17 protein-coding genes and 1 pseudogene are annotated in these 24,205 nt (G+C 70.8%); 10 read left to right on the forward strand and 8 right to left on the reverse strand.

The features are described 5' to 3' along the window. Position 1: 1 nt before the first annotated feature. The 5 genes from infB to ACLV7J_RS06975 all read right to left on the reverse strand — a co-directional run bounded on the left by infB (position 2) and on the right by ACLV7J_RS06975 (position 6,277). A complete protein-coding gene (infB, locus tag ACLV7J_RS06955; RefSeq protein ID WP_411868370.1) occupies positions 2-3,451 on the reverse strand; it encodes a translation initiation factor IF-2 in 3,450 nt (1,149 codons plus the stop codon). Between the two features lie 64 nt (positions 3,452-3,515). Beyond that, a complete protein-coding gene (locus ACLV7J_RS06960; protein ID WP_411868371.1) occupies positions 3,516-3,794 on the reverse strand; it encodes a YlxR family protein in 279 nt (92 codons plus the stop codon). Then, positions 3,791-5,266 (reverse strand): transcription termination factor NusA, encoded by a 1,476-nt coding sequence (gene nusA / locus ACLV7J_RS06965; protein WP_411868372.1) that lies wholly within the window; start codon positions 5,264-5,266, stop codon positions 3,791-3,793. The genes ACLV7J_RS06960 and nusA overlap by 4 nt, the downstream gene beginning before the upstream one ends. 77 nt (positions 5,267-5,343) lie before the next feature. Continuing rightward, entirely contained in the window at positions 5,344-5,817 is a 474-nt protein-coding gene (gene rimP, locus ACLV7J_RS06970; RefSeq protein WP_411868373.1) for a ribosome maturation factor RimP, read from the reverse strand. A gap of 190 nt (positions 5,818-6,007) precedes the next feature. After that, positions 6,008-6,277: a hypothetical protein gene (locus ACLV7J_RS06975; protein WP_255128366.1), complete on the reverse strand. Its 270-nt coding sequence runs from the start codon at positions 6,275-6,277 to the stop codon at positions 6,008-6,010. 50 nt (positions 6,278-6,327) lie between these two features. Between ACLV7J_RS06975 and ACLV7J_RS06980 the strand changes: the two genes are divergently transcribed. The 3 genes from ACLV7J_RS06980 to rpiA all read left to right on the forward strand — a co-directional run bounded on the left by ACLV7J_RS06980 (position 6,328) and on the right by rpiA (position 9,121). Next, positions 6,328-7,116 (forward strand): metallophosphoesterase, encoded by a 789-nt coding sequence (locus ACLV7J_RS06980; RefSeq protein ID WP_411868374.1) that lies wholly within the window; start codon positions 6,328-6,330, stop codon positions 7,114-7,116. A gap of 71 nt (positions 7,117-7,187) precedes the next feature. Further along, on the forward strand, positions 7,188-8,351 hold the full coding sequence (locus ACLV7J_RS06985; RefSeq protein ID WP_411868375.1) for a trypsin-like peptidase domain-containing protein: 1,164 nt from the start codon (positions 7,188-7,190) through the stop codon (positions 8,349-8,351). 56 nt (positions 8,352-8,407) lie between these two features. After that, positions 8,408-9,121 carry a ribose-5-phosphate isomerase RpiA gene (gene rpiA, locus ACLV7J_RS06990; protein ID WP_094591800.1) on the forward strand — a complete coding sequence of 238 codons (714 nt, stop codon included), beginning with the start codon at positions 8,408-8,410 and terminating at the stop codon, positions 9,119-9,121. Between the two features lie 65 nt (positions 9,122-9,186). Here rpiA and hisD read toward each other — a convergent pair whose 3' ends face one another. After that, a complete protein-coding gene (hisD, locus tag ACLV7J_RS06995; protein ID WP_411868397.1) occupies positions 9,187-10,512 on the reverse strand; it encodes a histidinol dehydrogenase in 1,326 nt (441 codons plus the stop codon). Positions 10,513-10,693: 181 nt separating this feature from the next. Here hisD and rpsT point away from each other — a divergent pair, with 181 nt between their 5' ends. From rpsT to rlmN, 7 genes are all read left to right on the forward strand, one after another. Continuing rightward, positions 10,694-10,993 (forward strand): 30S ribosomal protein S20, encoded by a 300-nt coding sequence (gene rpsT, locus ACLV7J_RS07000; RefSeq protein WP_255128363.1) that lies wholly within the window; start codon positions 10,694-10,696, stop codon positions 10,991-10,993. A gap of 183 nt (positions 10,994-11,176) precedes the next feature. Further along, complete coding sequence (locus ACLV7J_RS07005; RefSeq protein ID WP_411868376.1) at positions 11,177-12,076, forward strand: TatD family hydrolase; 900 nt, start codon at positions 11,177-11,179, stop codon at positions 12,074-12,076. Positions 12,077-12,349: 273 nt separating this feature from the next. Continuing rightward, positions 12,350-15,640, forward strand: coding sequence for a DNA-directed RNA polymerase subunit beta (gene rpoB, locus ACLV7J_RS07010; protein ID WP_411868377.1), 3,291 nt, complete (start codon positions 12,350-12,352; stop codon positions 15,638-15,640). A gap of 92 nt (positions 15,641-15,732) precedes the next feature. Further along, the gene (locus ACLV7J_RS07015) at positions 15,733-17,637 is read left to right on the forward strand and encodes a DNA-directed RNA polymerase subunit gamma (protein ID WP_411868378.1); all 1,905 of its coding nucleotides are present in this window, start codon (positions 15,733-15,735) and stop codon (positions 17,635-17,637) included. 46 nt (positions 17,638-17,683) lie between these two features. Continuing rightward, positions 17,684-21,802, forward strand: a complete 4,119-nt coding sequence (locus ACLV7J_RS07020; RefSeq protein ID WP_411868379.1) for a DNA-directed RNA polymerase subunit beta' — start codon at positions 17,684-17,686, stop codon at positions 21,800-21,802. A gap of 110 nt (positions 21,803-21,912) precedes the next feature. Beyond that, positions 21,913-22,068 carry a chlorophyll a/b-binding protein gene (locus ACLV7J_RS07025; RefSeq protein ID WP_094591806.1) on the forward strand — a complete coding sequence of 52 codons (156 nt, stop codon included), beginning with the start codon at positions 21,913-21,915 and terminating at the stop codon, positions 22,066-22,068. After that, positions 22,068-23,192, forward strand: coding sequence for a 23S rRNA (adenine(2503)-C(2))-methyltransferase RlmN (gene rlmN, locus ACLV7J_RS07030; RefSeq protein ID WP_411868380.1), 1,125 nt, complete (start codon positions 22,068-22,070; stop codon positions 23,190-23,192). Before ACLV7J_RS07025 ends, rlmN begins: the two co-directional genes overlap by 1 nt. Positions 23,193-23,226: 34 nt before the next feature. On the opposite strand, the gene ACLV7J_RS07035 is transcribed toward rlmN, so the two are convergent. Both ACLV7J_RS07035 and ACLV7J_RS07040 read right to left on the reverse strand, forming a co-directional pair. Further along, a complete protein-coding gene (locus ACLV7J_RS07035; protein ID WP_411868381.1) occupies positions 23,227-23,757 on the reverse strand; it encodes a cupin domain-containing protein in 531 nt (176 codons plus the stop codon). A gap of 304 nt (positions 23,758-24,061) precedes the next feature. After that, positions 24,062-24,205, reverse strand: a pseudogene (locus tag ACLV7J_RS07040) (photosystem II q(b) protein); the annotation flags it as partial.

Consider the following 24,205-nt stretch of genomic DNA (forward strand, 5'->3'; position numbering starts at 1 on the left):
GTCAGACGCTGAGGGTGCGGCGCTGGGTGACCAGCTTGAAGGCCTCCACCCGGTCGCCTTCCTGCCAGTTGGCGAAGCGATCGGTGCCGATGCCGCACTCGAAGCCGGTGGCGACTTCCTTGACGTCGTCCTTGTTGCGGCGGAGGGAGTCGAGGTCGCCCTCGAACACCTTCTCCTTGGCGCGCCAGACCCGCACCTTGCAGTTGCGCTGCAGCTTGCCGTTGGTGACGTAGCAGCCCGCCACGGCGCTCTTGCCGATGGTGAACACGGCCCGCACCTCGGCCTCGCCCAGGCTCTCCTCCACCAGCTCCGGCTCCAGCAGGCCCTCCATGGCCATCTGGATGTCCTCCAGCAGCTTGTAGATCACGTCGTAGTCGCGGACGTCCACGCCGGTGGCATCGGCGGCGCGCTTGGCGCCGGGAGCCATGGAGGTGTTGAAGCCCACGATCACGGCGCCGGAGGCGGCCGCCAGATCCACGTCGGTCTCGGTGATCTCGCCCGGGGCCGAGAGCAGCACCCGCACCTGCACTTCGCCCTGGGGCAGCTGTTCCAGGGAGCCGAGGATGGCCTCGACCGAGCCCTGCACATCGGCCTTGAGGATCAGGTTGAGCTCCTTGAGCTCACCCTCGCTGGCCTTGCCGGACATCGACGCCAGCGACACCCGGCGCGACGCCATCTGCTGGGCCAGGCGGGTGGCCCGGGCCTCGTTGGCACGATCGCCCACGACGGCGCGGGCGGTCTTCTCATCCGGGTAGACCTCGAACTCGTCACCGGCGGTGGGCACCTCGCTGAAGCCGAGGGCCTCCACGGCATAGGAGGGGCCGGCCTCCTTGACCCGCTTGCCGGTGTCGTCCACCATCGCCCGCACCTTGCCGAGCACGGGGCCGGCGGCGACCACATCGCCGGTGCGCAGGGTGCCGTTCTGGATCAGCAGGGTGGCCACCGGGCCCTTGGCCTTGTCGAGGTGCGCCTCGATCACGGTGCCCTTGGCCATCCGATCCGGGTTGGCCTGGAGGTCTTCGACCTCGGTCACCAGCAGGATCATCTCCAGCAGCTGGTCGATGTTCTGGCCCTTGATGGCGCTCACCGGCACCATCACGGTGCTGCCGCCCCAGTCTTCCGCCACCAGGTCCAGGGCCGAGAGCTCCTGCTTGACGCGGTCGGGCTGGGCGCCCTCCTTGTCGATCTTGTTGATCGCCACCACGATCGGCACCTCGGCGGCGCGGGCGTGGCTGATGGCCTCCAGGGTCTGGGGGCGCACGCCATCGTCAGCGGCCACCACCAGCACGGCCACGTCGGTCACCTTGGTACCGCGGGCCCGCATGGCGGTGAAGGCCTCGTGGCCCGGCGTGTCGAGGAAGGTGATCTTGCGGTGCTCCCCGGCGTGGGGGATCTCCACCTGGTAGGCACCGATGTGCTGGGTGATGCCACCGGCCTCGCCGGCCGCCACCCGCGTCTTGCGGATCGCGTCCAGCAGGCTCGTCTTGCCGTGGTCCACGTGGCCCATCACGGTCACCACGGGCGGACGGCGGATCAGGTGAGCCAGGTCGCTCTCCTCGATCATCTCCACCGTCTTCTTGGCGGCTTCCTGGACGTCGTCCTCCAGCACCGGCACGCCGAATTCCTCGGACACCGTCTCGATCGCCGAGAGGTCGAGGGTCTGGGTGACCGTGGCGATGATGCCCTTGAAGAACAGGCTCTTGATGATCTCGGAGCTCTCGACGCCGAGGCGATCGGCCAGCTCCTGCACCGTGAGGTTGCCCTCCGGCACCACGAGCATGTCGGGACGCACGGCCTTGGCATCGCGGGCGGCCCGCAGTTCCATGGCGCGGCGGCGCTGGCGCTGACGGGTGGTCTCCTTCTTGCGCTTGCGCATCGCCGCCACGGGCTTGGCGGCGGGGGCCGCCGCCTTGCCGCGGGGCTTGGCGGGGCGGGCCAGGCTGGCCTGCAGCACCTGGGCCTCGTATTCGCCGGCGTAGCCGCCGGTCTCAGCCGTCAGCGCGTCGTCGTTCTCGCCAATGATGTGGACCTTGGTGCGCTGCTTCTGGGGCGAGCGGCTGCGCAGGGCCTCCAGCTTGGCGCTGTCATCCCAGTCGGGGCGACGGGCGCGGCCGGGCGGCTGGGGCGTGCGGAAACCGGGGCGACGGGGCGCCGAGGGCGGCGTGGCGGTGGGCCGGGGCGCATCGGGGGCACCGGCGCCACCCTCGGCGGCGGCGGGACGGCGCGGCGGGGCCGCCATCGGGCGGGCGCCGGGCTTCTGCAGCTGCATGAGCTCGCCCGGAGCCACGGGCTTGCGCATGCCCTGGGGCATGCCGGGGCGGCCGGGGGCACCCGGACGGACCGGGCCCGCGGGGCCGGCGGCATCGCGGCGGATCGGCTTGCCCACCAGCTCCACCTGGGCCCGCACCGGCGGTGAGCCGGGCTTGGCACCCTGCTGGCCGGGGCGCACGGGGGCTGGGGCACCGGGGCGCACGGGCATGCCGGGGCGCTGGCTCAGGGAGGGGCGACCGGCCGGGGGCGCGGGGCGGCTGCTGCCACCGCCCTGACCCTGACCGGGCTGGGGCCGGCCCACGAGCTGGGGCTTGACGGCACCGGGGCGGGCCGGCGCCGGGGCACCGGGGCGCTGGGGGGAGGCGGCGGGGCGGGCCGGCGGCGCGCTGGGGCGCGGCACGGGCGCGGAGGCCGCGGGAGGCGTGGGCCGGGGCGCGGTGGCGGGCCGGGGTGTGGCGGGGGCCGCAGGAGCCGCGGCGGCCGGAGCGGCGGGCTTGCGGGCGGGCGGGGCGCCGGCGGGCGCCTTAGCCACGATGTCCGGGGCCGGGCGACCCGCCGCGGGACGGGCAGGGGCGGCCGCCGGCCGGGCGGGCATGGCCGGGCGGGCCGCGCCGGCGGCGGGCTTGGCGGCCGGCGGTTTCACGGCGGGCGCGGCCGGGGCAGCGGCGGCGGGGCGGGCCGGCGGCGCCACGGGGGCAGCCGGCCGGGCCGGAGCAGCGGCGGGCCGGGCCGGGGCCGGGGTGGCGGCACCAGGGGCGGCGGGCTTGGCGGCCGGGGCCATCGGCTTGGTGATCGGGGGCTTGGGCGAGGCAGCGGGAGCCGCTGCGGCGGGGCGGGCCGGGGCGGCTGGCGCAGCCGGACGGGCGGGGGCGGCAGGCGCTGCAGCGGGGGCACTGGCGGCCGGTGCTGCGGCCTTCTTCACCGAGAGGATCGCCTTGGGCGGTTCCGCAGCAGCGGCGGCCGGCGCCGCAGCGGCCGGGGCAGCGGCGGCGGGGCGAGCGGCCGGCTGGCCGTTGCCGGTGATCAGCCCCCGGATCCGGGAGGCCTCGTCATCGCTGATCGAGCTGCTGTGGCTCTTGGCGGCGATGGACAGTTTCTCGGCGGCTTCGAGCACGTCCTTGTTCTCCAGGCCCAAGTCCCGGGACAGCTCGTAAATCCTGACTTTGCCGCTGCTGGTCATTCAATGCTCCAATCGGTCGGGGCAACGGGTGCCACCGGGCCCGCACGCACGGTGAGGCCACTGTTTATCTTGCCTCAGCGCCCGCTGCCGGTGCGCTGAGAAGGCGCTGCTCCAGCGCGGCGTAGATGGAATCCGCAACCTGGCAGCGCAAGGCCTTCTGCAGTTTGCGGCGCCGCCGCGCCTCCTCCAGACAGGCCTGGCTGGGGCAGAGGTAGGCCGATCGGCCCATGCCCCCATCCAGGGCCAGCCCCCCGTCCGCCAGGCGGATGACCCGCCAGAGCCCCTGGCGATCCAGCAGCTCCCGGCAGGTCACACAGCGCCGCAGGACGGGCTTGCCACTCACCCGACCGCATCCTCGGCGGCATCGCCGGTGGTGGCGTCGTCGTCGGTGGCGTCAGCCGTGCTGGCCTCGCCCTCGGCGTCCTCGGGGGCCGCCTCGCTGGCCGCCGCCGCGGGCTGCTCAGGGTCGGCCTGCTCGGCGTAGGCCTGCTCGTCATAGCCCTCCTCCTCGTAGCCCTCCTCGTCCTCCGGCAGGGGATAGAGCTCCCGCAGGCGCGCATCCTCTTCGGCGCGCAGGGCCTGCTCGGCGGCCAGCCGCGCCTCGGCCTCGGCCTGCAGGGCCTCCTCCTCCTGGCGGAGGGCAATCAGCTCGGCGACCTTGGCGTCCTCCGAGCCCTGGTCGTACTCGGTGCTGTTCTTGATGTCGATCTTCCAGCCGGTGAGGCGGGCGGCCAGGCGCACGTTCTGGCCCTCGCGGCCGATGGCCAGGCTCAGCTGATCGGGCGGCACCAGCACGTGGGCGTGCTGGCCCTCGGGATCCACCAGGCGCACCGCCTCCACCCGGGCCGGGCTGAGGGAGTTGGCGATGTACTGGCCCGGATCGGGCGACCAGCGGATCACGTCGATCTTCTCGCCCCGCAGTTCGTTCACCACCTGCTGGATGCGGGAGCCGCGGGCGCCGATGCAGGCGCCCACCGGATCCACCTCGCGCTCCACCGAATCCACGGCCACCTTGGTGCGGGGGCCCACGGCGCGCGACGGCGGGTTGGCCTCGCGGGCCACGGCCACGATCCGCACGGAGCCCTCCTGGATCTCGGGCACTTCGTTCTCGAAGAGATAGACCACCAGGCCGGCATTGGAGCGGCTCACGAACAGCTGAGGGCCACGCCGCGGCACCTCGCTCACCTCCTTGAGGAACACCTTGAAGGTGGCGTTGGCGCGGTAGTTGTCGTTGGGCAGCTGGTCGCGGCGGGGCAGCTCGGCCTCCACCTCGGGCCGGCCCAGGCCGCTGCTCACGGCCATGATCACGCTCTGGCGCTCGAAGCGGATCACCCGGGCGGTGAGCACGGGGTCCTCGAGGTCGGCAAATTCCTCCTGGATCATGCGGCGCTGCTGGTCGCGCAGCTTCTGGGCCAGCACCTGCTTGGTGGTGGCGGCGGCCATGCGGCCGAAGTCCTCCTTCTCGGGGGTGACATCGAGCACCACCGTGTCGCCGATCTGGGCGTCCTCGGCCACCTGCTGCACTTCAGCAAGGGCGATCTGGTGGTCTTCGCTCTCCACCTCCTCCACGATGATCTTGGAGGCCAGCACCCGGTAGCCCTCCTCGTCCACGTCGAGGGCCACGTCGAAGTTGGAGAAGTAGTCCTCCTCGAAGGGATCTTCGCTGATGCCCAGATAGAGGGTGCGGCGATAGCGCTCGTAGCCCTTGAGCAGGGCCTCCCGCAGCGCCGACTCCACCACCTGGGTGGGCAGCTTCTTCTCGTCGCTGATGTCCTCGATCAGGTTCGCCAGACCGGGGAGAAGAACCAGTGCCATAGATCGAGGTCGCGCGGGGTTGGGTGGGAAAAGGCGGGGAGTCGGACTGGGGCCGCAGCGGCGGCTCCGGGCTGGGCTCAGCCCTCGGTGGGGGCCACGAGGCGCACCGCGAGCACGTCGCTTCGGGGGAAGCGAACGGTGCGGCCGCGCACGTTCAGGTGCACGGTGGTCGCGTCGCGCTCGAGCAGCAGGCCCTCACGCCGGGCCTCGCCCCCTGTTCTGGCATCGGTGTAGTGAACCTCCACCGGGAAGCCACGAAAACTGCGGAAGTCGCGGTCCTCGATCAGCTCCTCGCCGATGCCAGGGCTGGAGATCTCCAGCACGTAGGCCTCCTGGAGCAGCTCGCCGGCCTCGAGGGCCGCGTCCAGCAGGACGCTGAAGCGGGCACAGTCGTCCAGGTTCACGTCGCCGCCATCGGCCAGACGCAGCTGCACCTGCAGCGTCATCGGGATGCGGTGGCTGAGCAGCTGCACACCGCACACCTGGAATCCGGCGCTGTCCGCCACCTGGCTGGCCAGGGTCTGGAGGTCGGGGATCAGGGGATGGGGCAAGGCAGCGCAGCTCGGCAGGGGACGGGCGGCCCGTCCGGCACCTGCAGATGGTCTGCCCCCGCACCGCGAACGGGCCGGGCTTCCAGAAGCGCGCCGGCCCGAAGGCCACGGCATCCGAAGTCCGCGTTCAGCAGCAGGAGTGATGCCCGCCGGGCATGTGCTGACCCTAGGGGATCGGGGGGTAGGGCCCTCAGGGCAGGGCGCTGCCCAGGTCCACCACCGGCGGCTCGCTGTAGCCATCGCCGGGCTGGATCTCGCCCCGCTGGGACGGGTCCTGGTTGAGGCACTGGGCCTTCTGCTCGTCGGTGCGCAGGTACTGGCAGACGCGCGCCCACAGCTTGGAGCGCGTGGCCGGGGCGCCCTGGCTGAAATACACCAGGTCCCCTCCGCCGGCCAGGCCCTGGATCTCCACCTGGCAGAGGGAACAGCGCTGGCGGGTGCCCGGGGGAATGGCGGCCATGGCGGACACGCGGGGATCCGGCAACTTAGGTCCAATGGCCCGCCGGCGGGATGGTCCAGCCCCAGACGCGACGCGTGTTGCAACTGAGTGATCCCCACCTGCTGGCGGATCCGGCCGGCCGCTGCCGCGGGCGCCAGTCCCTGGCCTGGCTGGCCCACGGCCTGGAGCAGGCCCTGGCCGCCGCGGCCCCCGTGGACCTGCTGCTGCTCACGGGCGACCTCTGCCAGGACGAGAGCTGGGGCGGCTACGTGCGGCTGCGGGAGCTGCTGGAGCCCCTGGAGCTGCCGGTGGCCCTGCTGGGCGGCAACCACGACGACGCGGTGCTGATGCGGGCGGCCCTGGGGCGGCGGGCGACCATCGCCCCGGCCTGCGTGGCCCTGGGGGCCTGGCGAGTGCTGCTGCTCAGCAGCCACCGGCCGGGCGCTGTGGCGGGCTGGATCGAGGCGCCCCAGCTGGCCTGGCTGGCGGAGCAGCTGGCGGCGGGCACGGGTCCCGTGCTGGTGGCCCTGCACCACCCGCCCCTGCCGATCGGCTCCGCCGCGCTCGACGGCATCGGCCTGCAGCGGCCCGGGGCCCTGCTGGAGCCGCTGCTGGCCAGCCCACGGGTGCGCGGTGTGGTGTTCGGCCACGTGCACCAGCACTGGGCCGGCAGCCTGGCGCGCCCCGACGGCGGCGACCCCCTGCCGCTCTGGGCCTGCCCCTCCACCCTGGCGCCGTTCGCCGCCGCCCAGCCCTGCCCCCTGGGCCGGCCGGACTGGCCCGGAGGCCAGCTGCTGGAGCTGCGGGACGACGGCGGCCTGGCGACCACCCTGCTGCGCTGGCCACCGTTGCCGGAGTGAGCGCGACGACGGGTCAGCGCCGGGCCACGGGCCTGGGGTTCCTAGCCTGGATCCCCATCCGCATCCGCTCCGTGCCCCGTTCCGCCTGGCTCGCCCCGCTGCGCCCCGTCCTGGGGCTGGTGCTGGGCCTGCTGCTGGTGCTGGCTCCGGCGCCCCTGGCCCTGGCCGCCGGCGAGGAGCCGCCGATCCCGGCCGAGGCGGCCGCCAGCCCACCGGCACGCCCCCACAGCTTCGTGGCCGAGGCCGTGCGCCGGGTGGGGCCGGCGGTGGTGCGGATCGACACCGAGCGCACCGTGCGGCCGGCCGGCCTGGATCCGGCCTTCAGCGACCCCCTGCTGCGGGAACTGTTCGGCGACGCGCCCCCCAGCGGCCGCGAGCGGGGCCAGGGCTCGGGCGTGGTGATCGACGGCCAGGGCCTGGTGCTCACCAATGCCCACGTGGTGGACGGGGCCGACCGGGTGGAGGTGACCCTGGCGGACGGCCGCCAGCTGGACGGCACCGTGCTCGGCGCCGACCCGGTGACGGATCTGGCCGTGGTGCAGGTGGCCGGCTCCAAGGCGGTAGTGGCAGCACCGCTGGGGGATTCCGAGGCCCTGGAGGTGGGCGACTGGGCCATCGCCCTGGGCACGCCCTACGGCCTGGAGCGCACCGTGACCCTGGGCATCGTCAGCAGCCTGCACCGCAGCATCGCCAGCCTCGGATTCTCGGACAAGCGCCTGGAGCTGATCCAGACCGACGCCGCCATCAACCCCGGCAACTCCGGCGGCCCGCTGATCAACGCCGCCGGCGAGGTGATCGGCATCAACACCCTGGTGCGCTCCGGGCCCGGCGCCGGCCTCGGCTTCGCCATCCCGATCAACCTGGCCAAGGGGGTGGCCCAGCAGCTGGGCAGGGGCGATCGGGTGGTGCACCCCTACCTGGGCCTGCAGCTGGTGCCGCTCACCGCGCGCCTGGCCCGCGACAACAACGCCGACCCCAACGCCCTGCTGAAGCTGCCGGAGCGCGATGGCGCCCTGGTGCAGCGGGTGCTGCCCGCCAGCCCCGCCGAGAAGGCCGGCCTGCGCCGCGGTGATCTGGTGGTCTCCGCCGCCGACCAGGCGGTGGGCGATCCGGCCACCCTGCTGCGGCTGGTGGAGGGCTCCAGCATCGGCGAGGCCCTGCCGCTGCGGGTGCTGCGGGGCGAGCGGGAGCTGAGCCTGAGCATCCGGCCCGAGGCCCTGCCCCAGGCGGGCTGAGCTGTCGGGCCTCCGGCGGGCTGAGCTACGGTCACGTGCCGTTTCAGACGCTCGCGATGTCGGATCTGCAGGACCGCATGAAGCAGGCCGTGGCCGAGGCGGCCGTGGAGCAGATCCAGAGCGGCATGGTGGTGGGCCTGGGCTCCGGCTCCACCGCCGCCCTGATGATCCAGGGGCTGGGGGCCAAGCTGAAGCGCGGCGAGCTCAGCGACATCGTGGGCGTCACCACCTCCTTCCAGGGCGAGGTGCTGGCCGCCGAGCTGGGCATCCCGCTCAAGAGCCTCAACGCCATCGAGCGCATCGATCTGGCCATCGACGGCGCCGATGAGGTGGACCCCTCCTTCCAGCTGATCAAGGGCGGCGGCGCCTGCCACGTGCAGGAGAAGCTGGTGGCCCGCCGCGCCGAGCGCTTCGTGGTGGTGGTGGATGCCACCAAGCTGGTGGACACCCTCAACCTCGGCTTCCTGCTGCCGGTGGAGGTGCTGCCCGGCGCCTGGCGCCAGGTGCAGGCCGAGCTGGCCGCCCTGGGGGGCAACGCCGACCTGCGCATGGCCGTGCGCAAGGCCGGCCCCGTGGTGACCGACCAGGGCAACCTGGTGCTGGATGTGAAGTTCGCCGGCGGCATCACCGATCCGGTGGCCCTGGAGAAGGAGATCAACAACCTGCCCGGCGTGCTGGAGAACGGCCTGTTCGTGAACCTCACCGACCAGGTGCTGGTGGGCGAGATCCACGACGGCGTGCCGGGTGTGCGCGACCTGGTGAAGCGCTGAGCGGAACCGCCCGGAGTCCTGAGCGGACCCCGCCCGCAGCGTCCGGCTGAGGTCTGCAGCCGGCCTCAGCCCAGGCGGAGGCGCACCGATTCGGCGTGGCTGTGCAGCCCCTCGCTGTCGGCCAGGGCCACCACTGCGCCGCCGGTGGCCTCCAGGGCCTGGCGGTTGAACTGGATCAGGCTGGTGTGGCGCAGGAAGGTCTCCACGCTGAGGGCGCCGGCGAAGCGGGCCGTGCCGGAGGTGGGCAGGGTGTGGTTGGGGCCGGCCAGGTAGTCGCCCACCGCCTCGGGGGTCCAGGCCCCGAGGAAGATCGCCCCGGCGTGGTGGATGCGCTCGGCCAGGGGCTCGGGCCGCTCCACCTGCAGCTCCAGGTGCTCCGGTGCGAAGCGATCGCTCAGCAGCGCCGCGTCCTCCAGGGAGGGGCAGACCACGATCAGGCCCCAGTCCTCGAGGGCCTGGCGGGTGATGGCGGCCCGGGGGTGGCCCTGCAGCTGGGCCTCGAGGGCCGCGGGCACGGCCGCCGCCAGCGCCGTGCTGGTGGTGAGCAGGATCGCGGCGGCCAGGGGGTCGTGCTCGGCCTGGGCCAGCAGGTCGGCGGCCACGTGGTCGGCGTTGGCGCTGGCATCGGCGATCACCAGCACCTCGGAGGGGCCCGCCAGCGAATCGATCGCCACGCGGCCATACACGGCCTTCTTGGCCAGGGTCACGTAGAGGTTGCCGGGACCCGTGATCACATCCACCCGCGGGATGGTCTCGGTGCCGTAGGCGAGGGCGGCGATGGCCTGGGCACCACCCACCCGGTAGAGCTCATCCACCCCGGCCAGGTGGGCCGCCGCCAGCACCGTGTCGTTGACGCGGCCATCGGGGCCCGGCGGGGTGACCATCACCAGCCGCTCGACCCCGGCCACCTTGGCGGGCACCGCGTTCATCAGCACGGTGCTGGGGTAGGAGGCCCGGCCGCCCGGCACGTAGAGGCCGGCCCGCTCCACCGGCCGCCAGCGGCGCCCGAGGCGCTCGCCGTGCACGCCGGTCACGCTCAGATCGGCGGGGCGCTGGCGCTGGTGGAAGTCGAGGATGCGGCGGTGGGCCAGCTGCAGGGCGGCCTGCAGGTCGGCGGGACAGCGCTCCCAGGCCGCCTTGAGCTCAGCGGCGGGCACCCGCAGGGGATCGGGGCGCACTCCGTCGAAGCGCTCGGTGAGCTCCAGCAGGGCGGCGTCGCCCTGGGTCCGCACCTGCTCGATGATCGCGTCCACCCGCTGGGCGGCCTCGCGGCTCTGGCCGCCGCCGGTGCGATCGGCGATGGCCTCCAGGCGCTCGCCGGCGGCCGCGAGGTCGTGCAGCAGTTCGATCCGCAGGGCCGGCGTCGCCACGGGCTCCCCGGCCTGCGTCATGCCCGCCTGCGCCGAGCCCGCCTGCGCCGTGAAGGTCTGGTCGAGGGAGCTGCTGGACACGGTCACCGGTCAGGGTGAGGGGGAGTTCAAGCTAGTGCGCCGGCCGGGATCCCCCAGCAGCGCCACGGGGTAGGATCCGCCTTTGCCGTGCCAGCGCCGATTTCGAGCGCCGAACCTGCCTGTGGCCAATAACAAGTCCTCGAAGAAGCGCATCCTGGTTGCCGAGCGCAATCGCCTGCACAACCGCACCTACAAGTCCGCCGTCCGCACCCTGCTGAAGCGCGCCTTCACGGCCGTGAGCGCCTACAGCCAGGAGCCCGGCGAGGCCGCCAAGGCCGCCGTGCAGAGCAGCGTCAACGCCGCCTTCAGCAAGATCGACAAGGCCGTCAAGGTGGGTGTGCTGCACCGCAACACCGGCGCCAACCAGAAGTCGCGCCTGAGCGCCGCCGTCAAGAAGGCGGTCGAGCCGGCCCAGGCCTGAGTCCAGCGCCCGGCCCCCGTGGCCCCAGCAGCCGGTCCGCTGCCCCCCAGGGGGCTGGCGGGCCGGCTTTGCTCGTGAAGGGGCGGCGTCCCTGGCCTGGGGCGCTGGGCTGGTGCCGCGCGGCTGCCCGGCGCCCCAGCTGTCTAGGGTTCGGACCTCGGCCTGAATCCCGGAACTCCAGCGATGGCGGCAGCGACGATCCCGGCAGCCCTCGGCGGCGAGATCCGGAACCCGGAGGCGCCCAGCGAGGGGCCCAGCCCCACCGGATCCTCAGCGGCCGCCGTGGCCCTGGTGGATTCCCACTGCCACATCGTCTTCCGCAACTTCGACGAGGACCTCGACGCCGTGGCCCAGCGCTGGCGCGAGGCCGGCATCCAGCGGCTGCTGCACGCCTGCGTGGAACCCTCGGAGATCCCGGCGATCCGGGCCCTGGCCGATCGCTTCCCGGAGCTGCGCTACTCGGTGGGCGTCCACCCGCTGGACACCGAGCACTGGCAGGCCGACACCGCCCAGGTGCTGCGGGCGGCGGCCGAGGCCGATCCGCGGGTGCTGGCCATCGGCGAGCTGGGGCTCGACCTGTTCCGCGAGAAGAACCTCGAGCAGCAGCTGGCCGTGCTGCGGCCCCAGCTGGATCTGGCCTGTGCGCTGGATCTGCCGGTGATCATCCACTGCCGCGATGCGGCCGAACCGATGCTGGCGGAACTGCGGGAACGCCGGGAGCGGGGCGCCTGCCCCCGCGGCGTGATGCACTGCTGGGGGGGCACCCCCAAGGAGATGGACGGCTTCCTGGAGCTGGGCCTGTTCATCAGCTTCAGCGGCACTGTCACCTTCCCCAAGGCCGAGGCCACCCACGCCTGCGCCCGCCAGGTGCCGGCCGATCGCTACCTGGTGGAGACCGACTGCCCCTTCCTGGCGCCGGTGCCGCGGCGGGGCAAGCGCAATGAACCCGCCTACGTGGCGGCGGTGGCCCAGCGCGTGGCGGACCTGCGCGGCGAGAGCCTGGAGACGGTGGCCCGCCAGAGCACGGCCAATGCCGAGGCCCTGTTCGGGCTTGGGTTGGGGCAGGCAGCTGACACTGTATGATGATTTATTGGCCTGGCAGCGAGCTCTGAATTTTTCCGTGCTCTCTGCAGCCCGAAAGCGCCCACCACTTGCCTGGTGCCTTGTCTTTCCGGTGCGTGTCGTCGTTGTCCCTGGGGTTGAAGCGAGCTGAATAGGTCCTGCGCTCAGGCAGCCGTCCCCCCAGCGGGGGCGGCTGTTCCTGTGGCAGGCCCTGCCTCGGCCCCTCCCGCCCGCGACCACCCCCTGCGCCGTCAGGTCAGTCCCCCGTCCAACCCGTTCCTGCAGGTTCACCGCATGAGCAGCGCGATCCAGGTCGCCAAGACCGCCACTTACCTGCCCGATCTGGTCGAGGTACAGCGCGCGAGCTTCAAATGGTTCCTGGAGAAGGGCCTGATCGAGGAGCTGGAGAGCTTCTCGCCGATCACCGACTACACCGGCAAGCTCGAGCTGCACTTCATCGGTAGCGAGTACCGCCTCAAGCGCCCCCGCCACGACGTGGAAGAGGCCAAGCGTCGCGACGCGACCTTCGCCTCCCAGATGTATGTCACCTGCCGCCTGGTCAACAAGGAGACCGGCGAAATCAAGGAGCAGGAGGTCTTCATCGGCGAGCTGCCGCTGATGACCGAGCGCGGCACGTTCATCATCAACGGCGCCGAGCGCGTGATCGTGAACCAGATCGTGCGCTCCCCCGGCGTCTACTTCAAGGACGAGCAGGACAAGAACGGCCGCAAGACCTTCAACGCCAGCCTGATCCCCAACCGTGGTGCCTGGCTGAAGTTCGAGACCGACAAGAACGACCTGCTGCACGTCCGCGTCGACAAGACCCGCAAGATCAACGCCCACGTGCTGATGCGGGCCATCGGCCTGTCGGACAACGACGTGCTGGATAAACTCCGGCACCCGGAGTATTACCAGAAGTCGATCGAGGCCGCCAACGACGAGGGCATCGCCTCTGAAGACCAGGCCCTGCTGGAGCTCTACAAGAAGCTGCGGCCGGGTGAACCGCCCTCGGTGAGCGGCGGTCAGCAGCTGCTGCACAGCCGGTTCTTCGATCCCAAGCGCTACGACCTCGGTCGGGTGGGTCGCTACAAGATCAACAAGAAGCTGCGCCTCACGATCCCCGACGCGACCCGCACCCTCACCGCCGAGGACGTGCTCAGCACGATCGACTACCTGATCAACCTGGAGCTCGATGTCGGCGGCGCCAGCCTCGATGACATCGACCACCTCGGCAACCGCCGCGTGCGCTCGGTGGGCGAACTGCTGCAGAACCAGGTGCGCGTGGGCCTGAACCGCCTGGAGCGGATCATCAAGGAGCGGATGACGGTCGGCGAGACCGAATCGCTCACCCCGGCCCAGCTGGTGAACCCCAAGCCCCTGGTGGCGGCGATCAAGGAGTTCTTCGGCTCCAGCCAGCTGAGCCAGTTCATGGACCAGACCAACCCCCTGGCCGAGCTGACCCACAAGCGCCGCATCAGCGCCCTCGGCCCCGGCGGTCTGACCCGGGAGCGCGCCGGCTTCGCCGTGCGTGACATCCACCCCTCCCACTACGGCCGCATCTGCCCGATCGAGACCCCGGAAGGTCCGAACGCCGGTCTGATCGGCTCGCTCGCCACCCACGCCCGGGTGAACGAGTACGGCTTCATCGAGACCCCCTTCTGGAAGGTGGAGAACGGCATCGTGCTCAAGCAGGGCGATCCGATCTATCTCTCCGCCGACCTCGAGGACGAGTGCCGCGTCGCCCCCGGTGACGTGGCCACCGACGCCGACGGCCGCATCAAGGCCGAACTCGTGCCCGTGCGCTACCGCCAGGACTTCGAGACCGTGCCCCCCGAGCAGGTGGACTACGTCCAGCTGTCGCCGGTGCAGGTGATCTCGGTGGCCACGTCGCTGATTCCCTTCCTGGAGCACGACGACGCCAACCGCGCCCTGATGGGTTCGAACATGCAGCGCCAGGCGGTGCCGCTGCTGCGCCCCGAACGCCCCCTGGTGGGCACGGGCCTGGAGACCCAGGTGGCCCGCGACTCGGGCATGGTGCCGATCACCACGGTCAACGGCAGCGTGGTGTTCGTGGACGCCACCGCCATCGTGATCCGCGATGAGCAGGGCAACGACCACACCCACTACCTGCAGAAGTACCAGCGCTCCAACCAGGACACCTGCCTCAACCACCGGCCGATCGTCAAACTCGGCGATCCGGTGATCGCCGGCCAGGTGCTGGCCAACGGCTCGGCCTGCGAGGGCGGCGAGATCGCCCTCGGCCAGAACGTGCTGATCGCCTACATGCCCTGGGAGGGCTACAACTACGAGGACGCGATCCTGGTGAGCGAGCGCCTGGTGCGCGACGACCTCTACACCTCGGTGCACATCGAGAAGTACGAGATCGAAGCCCGTCAGACCAAGCTCGGCCCCGAGGAGATCACCCGTGAGATCCCCAACGTGGCCGAGGAGAGCCTCGGCAACCTCGACGAGATGGGCATCATCCGCGTGGGGGCCTACGTGGAGAGCGGCGACATCCTGGTGGGCAAGGTGACCCCCAAGGGTGAATCCGACCAGCCCCCCGAAGAGAAGCTGCTGCGCGCCATCTTCGGCGAGAAGGCCCGCGACGTGCGCGACAACTCCCTGCGGGTGCCCAGCACCGAGCGCGGCCGCGTGGTGGACGTGCGCATCTACACCCGGGAGCAGGGCGACGAACTGCCGCCCGGCGCGAACATGGTGGTGCGGGTCTATGTGGCCCAGCGCCGCAAGATCCAGGTGGGCGACAAGATGGCCGGCCGCCACGGCAACAAGGGCATCATCAGCCGCATTCTTCCCCTGGAAGACATGCCCTACCTGCCTGACGGCACCCCGATCGACATCGTGCTCAACCCCCTGGGTGTGCCGAGCCGGATGAACGTGGGCCAGGTGTTCGAGTGCCTGATGGGCTGGGCCGCGTCCCACCTCCACTGCCGCGTCAAGGTGGTGCCGTTCGATGAGATGCACGGCCCCGAAACCTCGAAGAACACCGTGCAGGCCTATCTCGAGGCCGCCAAGGCCCAGCCCGGCAAGGACTGGGTGTACGACCCCGAGAACCCCGGCAAGATCCAGCTGATCGACGGCCGCACCGGCGAGGCCTTCGACCAGCCGGTCACCGTGGGCTATGCCCACATCCTCAAGCTGGTGCACCTGGTGGACGACAAGATCCACGCCCGCTCCACCGGCCCCTACTCCCTGGTGACCCAGCAGCCCCTGGGCGGCAAGGCCCAGCAGGGCGGCCAGCGCCTGGGTGAGATGGAGGTGTGGGCCCTCGAGGCCTACGGCGCCGCCTACACCCTGCAGGAACTGCTCACCGTCAAGTCCGACGACATGCAGGGCCGCAACGAGGCGCTCAACGCCATCGTCAAGGGCAAGCCGATCCCCCGCCCCGGCACCCCCGAGTCGTTCAAGGTGCTGATGCGCGAACTGCAGTCGCTCGGCCTCGACATCGCCGTCTATACCGACGCCGGTGAGGAAGTGGATCTGATGCAGGACGTCAACCCCCGCCGCAGCACCCCCAACCGCCCCACCTACGAATCCCTCGGCGTCGCGGATTTCGACGACGACTGACCGCTGAACGGGACCGCTCCCGGCTCGGCCGGGACGGTGCTCGCTCCCTCTGATCAGCTCCCCTCCACCGCGGTCCGCGCACCCCATCGGCCATGACCAACAGCAATCTCCGCACCGAGAACCACTTCGACTACGTCAAGATCACGCTCGCCTCGCCCGAGCGGATCATGCAGTGGGGCCAGCGCACGCTGCCCAACGGTCAGGTGGTGGGTGAGGTCACCAAGCCCGAAACGATCAACTACCGCACGCTCAAGCCCGAGATGGACGGGCTGTTCTGCGAGAAGATCTTCGGCCCGTCGAAAGACTGGGAATGCCACTGCGGCAAGTACAAGCGGGTGCGCCACCGCGGCATCGTCTGCGAGCGCTGCGGCGTGGAGGTCACCGAGAGCCGGGTGCGCCGCCACCGCATGGGCTTCATCAAGCTCGCCGCTCCGGTGAGCCACGTGTGGTACCTGAAGGGGATCCCCAGCTACGTGGCGATCCTGCTGGACATGCCCCTGCGGGATGTGGAGCAGATCGTCTACTTCAACTGCTACGTGGTGCTCGACAAGGGCGACCACAAGGACCTCACCTACAAGCAGCTGCTCACCGAAGACGAGTGGCTGGAGATCGAGGACCAGATCTACGCCGAAGATTCGGACATCGAGAATGAGCCCCAGGTGGGCATCGGCGCCGAGGCCCTCAAGCAGCTGCTGGAGGACCTCGACCTGCCGGTGATCGCCGAGCAGCTGCGCGAGGAGATCGCCGGCAGCAAGGGCCAGAAGCGGGCCAAGCTAATCAAGCGCCTGCGCGTGATCGACAACTTCATCGCCACCGGCGCCAAGCCCGAGTGGATGGTGCTGGACGTGATCCCCGTGATCCCGCCCGACCTGCGGCCGATGGTGCAGCTCGATGGCGGCCGCTTCGCCACCTCCGACCTGAACGACCTCTACCGCCGCGTCATCAACCGGAACAACCGGCTGGCGCGCCTGCAGGAGATCCTGGCCCCCGAGATCATCGTCCGCAACGAGAAGCGGATGCTGCAGGAGGCCGTCGATGCCCTGATCGACAACGGCCGCCGCGGCCGCACCGTGGTGGGCGCCAACAACCGGCCGCTCAAGTCGCTGAGCGACATCATCGAGGGCAAACAGGGCCGCTTCCGCCAGAACCTGCTGGGTAAGCGGGTCGACTACTCCGGTCGTTCCGTGATCGTGGTGGGCCCCAAGCTGAAGATGCACCAGTGCGGCCTGCCCAAGGAGATGGCGATCGAGCTGTTCCAGCCGTTCGTGATCCATCGCCTGATCCGCCAGAACATCGTCAACAACATCAAGGCCGCCAAGAAGCTGATCCAGCGCGCCGACGACGAGGTGATGCAGGTGCTGCAGGAGGTGATCGAAGGGCACCCGATCCTGCTGAACCGCGCCCCGACGCTGCACCGCCTGGGCATCCAGGCCTTCGAGCCCAAGCTGGTGGACGGTCGCGCCATCCAGCTGCACCCCCTGGTGTGCCCGGCCTTCAACGCCGACTTCGACGGTGACCAGATGGCCGTGCACGTGCCCCTGGCGATCGAGGCCCAGACGGAAGCCCGGATGCTGATGCTGGCCAGCAACAACATCCTCTCGCCCGCCACGGGCGAGCCGATCATCACCCCGTCCCAGGACATGGTGCTCGGCGCCTACTACCTCACCGCCGAACAGCCCGGCGCCGAGCGTCCCGCCTTCGGCGACCGCAGCCGCACCTATGCGGGCCTGGCCGATGTGCTCAGCGCCTTCGATGAGCGCCACCTCACCATGCACGACTGGGTGTGGGTGCGCTTCAACGGCGAGGTGGAGAACCCCGAGGAGGGCAGGGAGCCCGAAAGCAGCGAAACCCTGAGCGATGGCACCCGCGTTGAGCAGTGGAGGTTCCGCCGCGACCGTCTCGATGAGGACGGTGCCCTGATCAGCCGCTATCTGCTCACCACCGTGGGCCGTGTGGTGATGAACAGCACGATCATCGACGCGGTGGCCGCCGCCTGAGATCCCGGATAGTCCCCCTCTTCGTTCACCCTCGACGCGCGCAGCCATGACCGCCACCCCCGCCAAGAAAACCAGCAAGAAGTCCAGCAAGAAGGCCGAAGCCGCCGCCGCTGAGATCACGCCCGTGCTCGGCGCCGTCGCGCCCCTGAGCAAGGCCGCTCCGCCGTTCCGCAACCACGTCATCGACAAGAAGGCGCTGCGGAACCTGATGGCCTGGGCCTACAAGAACCACGGCACCGCCGCCACGGCCTCCATGGCCGATGAGCTCAAGGACCTGGGCTTCCACTACGCCACCCAGGCCGCCGTGTCGATCTCCGTCGACGACCTGCGCATCCCCGGCGAAAAGGCTCGTCTGCTCGAAGAAGCTGAGCAGCAGATCACGGACACCGAAGAGCGCTACCGCCTCGGTGAGATCACCGAGGTGGAACGGCACACCAAGGTGATCGACACCTGGACCGAGACCAACGAGCGTCTGGTTGAAGAAGTCAAGAAGAACTTCAACGAGAACGATCCACTCAACTCGGTGTGGATGATGGCCAACTCCGGCGCCCGGGGCAACATGTCCCAGGTGCGTCAGCTGGTGGGCATGCGCGGCCTGATGGCCAACCCCCAGGGCGAGATCATCGACCTGCCGATCCGCACCAACTTCCGTGAGGGTCTGACGGTCACCGAATACGTGATCTCCTCCTACGGCGCCCGCAAGGGTCTGGTGGACACGGCCCTGCGCACCGCCGACTCGGGTTACCTCACCCGCCGTCTGGTGGACGTGGCCCAGGACGTGATCGTGCGCGAGGACGACTGCGGCACCACCCGCAGCATCCCCATCGACGCCGACGACAAGGGCAAGTACGCCGCCAAGCTGGTGGGCCGCCTGGCCGCCGAGCCGGTGGTGGATGCCAACGGCGAGATCCTGGTGGACCGCGACGGCGAGATCGATCCGCCCCTCTCCCGCCGCATCGAGGCGGCCGGCGTGAAAACCGTGAAGGTGCGCTCGCCCCTCACCTGTGAAGCCACCCGCTCGGTGTGCCGCAAGTGCTACGGCTGGGCCCTGGCCCACAACGAACTCGTCGACCTGGGCGAGGCCGTCGGCATCGTGGCCGCCCAGTCGATCGGCGAGCCGGGCACCCAGCTGACGATGCGGACGTTCCACACCGGCGGTGTGTCCACCGCCGAGACCGGCGTGGTGCGCTCCACCACCGACGGTGTGGCCGAGTTCGGGCCCAAGGCCCGCGTGCGGGCCTTCCGCACCCCCCACGGCGTGGACGCCCTGATCGCCGAGACCGACTTCGCCCTCACCCTCAAGCCCAGCGGCAAGGGCAAGGTCCAGAAGCTGGAGATCACCCAGGGCTCCCTGCTGTTCGTGGCCGATGGCGGCACCGTGGCCTCCGACACGATGCTGGCCCAGATCTCTTCCGGCGCCGCCGTGAAGAAGAGCGTGGAGAAGGCCACCAAGGATGTGATCTGCGACCTGGCCGGCCAGGTGCGCTACGAGGACGGCATCCAGCCCAAGGAGGTCACCGACCGCCAGGGCAACATCACCCACAAGGCCACACGCCTGGGGCGGATGTGGGTGTTCGCCGGCGACGTCTACAACCTGCCCCCCAACGCCCTGCCGGTGGTCAAGGGCGAGAAGCCGGTCACCACCGGCGAGGTGCTGGCCGAGAGCCGCCTGGTGAGCGAGTACGGCGGTGCCGTGCGCCTGCGGGAATCCGCCGGTGACTCCCGCGAAGTGCAGATCGTCACCACCAGCCTCACCCTCAAGGACTGCAAGCTGGTGGGCCAGTCGACCCATGCCGGTGAGATCTGGCACCTGGAGGGCAAGGACAGCCTGCGCTACCTGCTCAAGACCCAGCCCGGCACCAAGATCAGCGGCGGTGAAGTGATCGCCGAGCTGGCCGATGACCGCTTCCGCACCCAGACCGGCGGCATCGTGAAGTATGCGCCGGGCCTGGCGATCAAGAAGGCCCGCAGCGCCAAGAACGGCTACGAGGTGAGCAAGGGCGGCACCCTGCTGTGGATTCCCCAGGAAACCCACGAGATCAACAAGGACATCTCCCTGTTGATGATCGAGGACGGCCAGTGGATCGAGGCCGGCACCGAAGTGGTGAAGGACATCTTCAGCCAGACCGCCGGCATCGTGACGGTGACGCAGAAGAACGACATTCTGCGCGAGATCATCGTGCGCTCCGGCAAGCTGCACCTGGTCTCCGACGCCAAGGTGCTGAGCCGCTACGGCGGCAACGGCAATATGGTGAACCCGGGTGAGGAGATCGCCCCGGGCCTGACGGCCGACGCGATCCTGTTCGTGGAGGCGGTGGACACCCCCGAGGGCGGAGCCCTGCTGCTGCGGCCCGTGGAGGAATACAGCATTCCCGATGCGGCCCACCTGCCCGAACTGAGCCTGGTGAAGCAGAACGGCGGCCCCTCCCTGGGGCTCAAGGCCACCCAGCGCCTTACCTACAAGGACGGCGAGCTGATCAAGAGCGTGGAGGGCGTGGAGCTGCTGCGCACCCAGCTGATCCTCGAGACCTTCGACACCACCCCCCAGATGACGGTGGATGTGGAGGCCGTGCCCGACAAGCGCGCCAAGACGATCGATCGCCTGCAGCTGGTGATCCTCGAGAGCCTGCTGGTGCGCCGCGACACCCTCTCCGACGCCAGCCACGGCTCCACCCACACGGAGCTGCAGGTGGAGGACGGCGCCGTCGTCAAGAGCGGCGACGTGGTGGCCACCACCCAGATCCTCTGCAAGGAGGACGGCGTGGTGCAGCTGCCCGACCTGGTGGAGGGCGAACCAATCCGCCGCCTGATCGTCGAGCGCGCCGGCGACACCCGCACCATCGATCTGGGCTCCGCCAAGGCGACGGTGGAAGTGAGTCAGCGCCTGGTGGACGGCGACCTGCTGGCCGCCGGCATCGAGGCCCCCTGCTGCGGCCAGGTGGAGGCCGTCGAGGGCAACAGCGTCACCATCCGCCTCGGCCGCCCCTACATGGTGTCGCCCGATTCGGTGCTGCACGTGCGTGACGGCGAACTCGTGCAGCGCGGCGACTCGCTGGCCCTGCTGGTGTTCGAGCGCCAGAAGACCGGCGACATCGTGCAGGGTCTGCCCCGCATCGAGGAACTGCTGGAGGCCCGCCGCCCGCGGGAATCGGCCATTCCCTGCAAGAAGGCCGGCACCGTGCAGATCAAGCAGGGCGAGGACGACGACTCGGTGACCGTGTCGGTGATCGAGGGCGACGACGCCATCACCGAATACCCGATCCTGCTGGGCCGCACCGTGATGGTGTCGGATGGCCAGCAGGTGAGCGCCGGTGAACTGCTCACCGACGGTCCGATCAACCCCCACGAGCTGCTGGAGTGCTTCTTCGAAGACCTGCGCAGCCGCAAGCCCACCCTGGAAGCGGCCCAGGAGGCCATCTCCAAGCTGCAGTTCCGCCTGGTGCAGGAAGTGCAGAACGTCTACAAGTCCCAGGGCGTCACCATCGATGACAAGCACATCGAAGTGATCGTGCGCCAGATGACCAGCAAGGTCCGCATCGAGGACGCGGGGGACACCACCCTGCTGCCCGGCGAGCTGATCGAACTGCGTCAGGTGGAGCAGGTGAACAACGCCATGGCGATCACCGGCGGCGCACCGAGCGAATTCACACCGGTGCTGCTGGGCATCACCAAGGCCTCGCTGAACACCGACAGCTTCATCTCGGCGGCCTCCTTCCAGGAGACCACCCGGGTGCTCACCGAAGCCGCCATCGAGGGCAAGAGCGACTGGCTGCGCGGTCTCAAGGAGAACGTGATCATCGGTCGCCTGATCCCCGCCGGCACCGGCTTCAGCGGCTTCGAAGAGGAGCTGCGGGCCGAGGCGGGCCCCCACCCCGACATCCTCGAGGAGGAGGCCGCCGGCTACCGCCGCATGCAGAACCTGCGTCCCGACTACACCGTGGAGATGCCGGCCGCCCCGGCGTCCGCCGCCGCCCAGGCCCTGCTCGACGACCCCTCCGACGACGAGCTGGAGGCCACCCGCAGCCGCCATGGCATCGAGGCCAGCGCCAGCACCACCGCCGCCTTCACCCGCCCCAGCGTGGAGGAGGGCCTGGAGGAGGAGCTGATCGCCGACCCCGCCGCCCTCGAGGGTCTGCAGGAGGAGGGGCTGCTCACCGACGAGTGAGTCCCGTTGCCGGGGAGGCCCGACGGGTTTCCCCCCTGCGCCGGTCCCGTCGGGGGCCGGCTTCTGGCTTGAATGGAGCCGATCCGCAGTCCCCGTAGGCGCCGCCCGCCATGCTCGAACCCAAGCTCGTGCCGCAGCGCCGCCTGCCCCGCTACGGCTTCCACACCCACACCGAATTGCTCAACGGCCGGATGGCCATGCTGGGCTTCATCGCCCTGCTGGCCGTGGAGGCCTGGCTGGGTCACGGCCTGCTGGTGTGGGACTGATGGCCTCCGACGCCGCCCCGGCGACGGCCATCGCCGCCGGATCAGCCCCTGAGCCCGCCGCCGCGACCGAGGCCCGTCCCCTGCTGGGGATGGGCCTTTCGGCTCTGGAGCAGTGGGCCCAGCAGCAGGGGCAGGCCAGGTTCCGGGGCCGCCAGCTCCACGACTGGCTCTACGCCAAGGGCGCCCGCAGGCTGGAGGAGGTGTCGGTGCTGCCCAAGGCCTGGCGCGAGGGCCTGGCCGCCACACCGCCGACGGGCGCCAGCGACTGGATCGGCCGCTCGCGGGAACTGCACCGCAGCGTCGCCCGCGACGGCACCACCAAGCTGCTGCTCGGCACCCACGACGGCCTCAGCATCGAGACCGTGGGCATTCCGGCCGAGGGGCGGCTCACCGTGTGCGTGAGCAGCCAGGTGGGCTGCCCGATGGCGTGCCGCTTCTGCGCCACCGGCAAGGGGGGCCTGCAGCGCTCCCTGGCGGTGCACGAGGTCGTGGACCAGGTGCTGAGCGTGCGCGAGGTGATGGGGGAGCGCCCCAGCCACGTGGTGTTCATGGGCATGGGCGAGCCGCTGCTGAACGTCGAAGCGGTGCTGGAGGCCATCGACTGCCTCTGCAGCGACCTGGGCATGGCCCAGCGCCAGATCACGGTGAGCACCGTGGGGGTGCCGCGCACCCTGCCGACCCTGGCGGAGCGGGCCCTGGAGCGGCTGGGCCGGGCCCAGTTCACCCTGGCGGTGAGCCTGCACGCCCCCGATCAGCGCCTGCGCGAAGAGCTGATCCCCACCGCCCACGCCTATCCGATTGAGGCCCTGCTGGAGGATTGCCGCCGCTACGTGGCGATCACGGGCCGGCGCGTGAGCTTTGAATACATCCTCCTGGGCGGCCTGAACGATCAACCCCGCCATGCGGCGGCCCTGGCCCAGCTGCTGCGGGGCTTCCAGAGCCACGTGAACCTGATTCCTTACAACCCGATCGAGGAGGAGGAGTTCCAGCGGCCGAGTCCGGCGGCGGTGGAGAGCTTCCGCCGGAGCCTGCAGGAGCGCCATGTGGCCGTGAGCGTGCGCGCCAGCCGCGGCCTCGATGCCGATGCGGCCTGCGGCCAGCTGCGGCGACGCCTCACGGCCTGAGCCCATCGGTTCAGCGACTGGGCAAGCCGCATCCTCAGAGCAGCCAGGCCAGGGCCCCCGCGGGATGCTGCTCCGGGGGCTGATGGCGCAGCAGCTCGAAATCGACAAAGTCGAAGCCTGGGCCCACGCAGCAGCTCACCAGGCTCCAGGCTCCCAGCGGGCGGGCGGCCTGCCACCAGCCCGCCGGCACCACCAGCACGGGCTCGAGGGCTGGCGGCTGGGACTGGGGAAAGGCCGGTCTTTGCAGCGGCTGGATCGGCGCCGGCCGCAGGGGCCCCAGGCTGGCGGGCTCGGCCACGCCGCCGGCGGGCGGCAGCCGCCACAACTCCAAGGGCGACCCACCGGCGTGGTGCCAGGTCTCGTCGGCGCCGCGCACGCGATGCCAGCGGCTGAGGCTGCCCTTCACCAGCAGGAACAGGATCACCGTGAGCCCCGCCCGTTCGCCGCCATCGCGGCGCCGCACCGGTTCGCCGCTGCGGTGGACCTCCCGGTACCAGCCCCCCTCCGGATGGGGCTCCAGGCCAAGGTCGGCGATCAGCGCGCTGGCCTCGTCCTGGGCTGCCACCGGCGCCGCAGCCTCCAGCCCGCCGTCCCCACCAGCCACAACGTTCAGTTTCTCTGCCATAAGGCCGCCTGCCTGCCTGGATCGCAGCCTGGCAGACCTCTGGAGACCCTGCGGGTCGTTGGGGCCGTGGAGCGGTATCGGTCGCCCCCAGGCCTCCGATCGCCCCAACCCACCACGACCGCCGACCGCTCCACGGCCCCAACGACCCGCCGTTCAGGGGGTGGGGGCTGCCACAAAAAAAGCCCCCGCCGAGGCGGGGGCAGAGGGAACTGGGTCAACCCAGGACCGGAGAAGCCGGAAGGCTTCAGCCGATGGCGGGGGCGGTCAGCGCCACGGGGGTGGCGGTGGCAGCAGCCAGGTCGAGGGGGAAGTTGTGAGCGTTGCGCTCGTGCATCACTTCCATGCCCAGGCCTGCACGGTTCAGCACGTCGGCCCAGGTGTTCAGGAC

This window comes from Vulcanococcus limneticus LL (assembly GCF_943369875.1).
GTDB classification, from domain to species: Bacteria; Cyanobacteriota; Cyanobacteriia; order PCC-6307; family Cyanobiaceae; genus Vulcanococcus; species Vulcanococcus limneticus_A.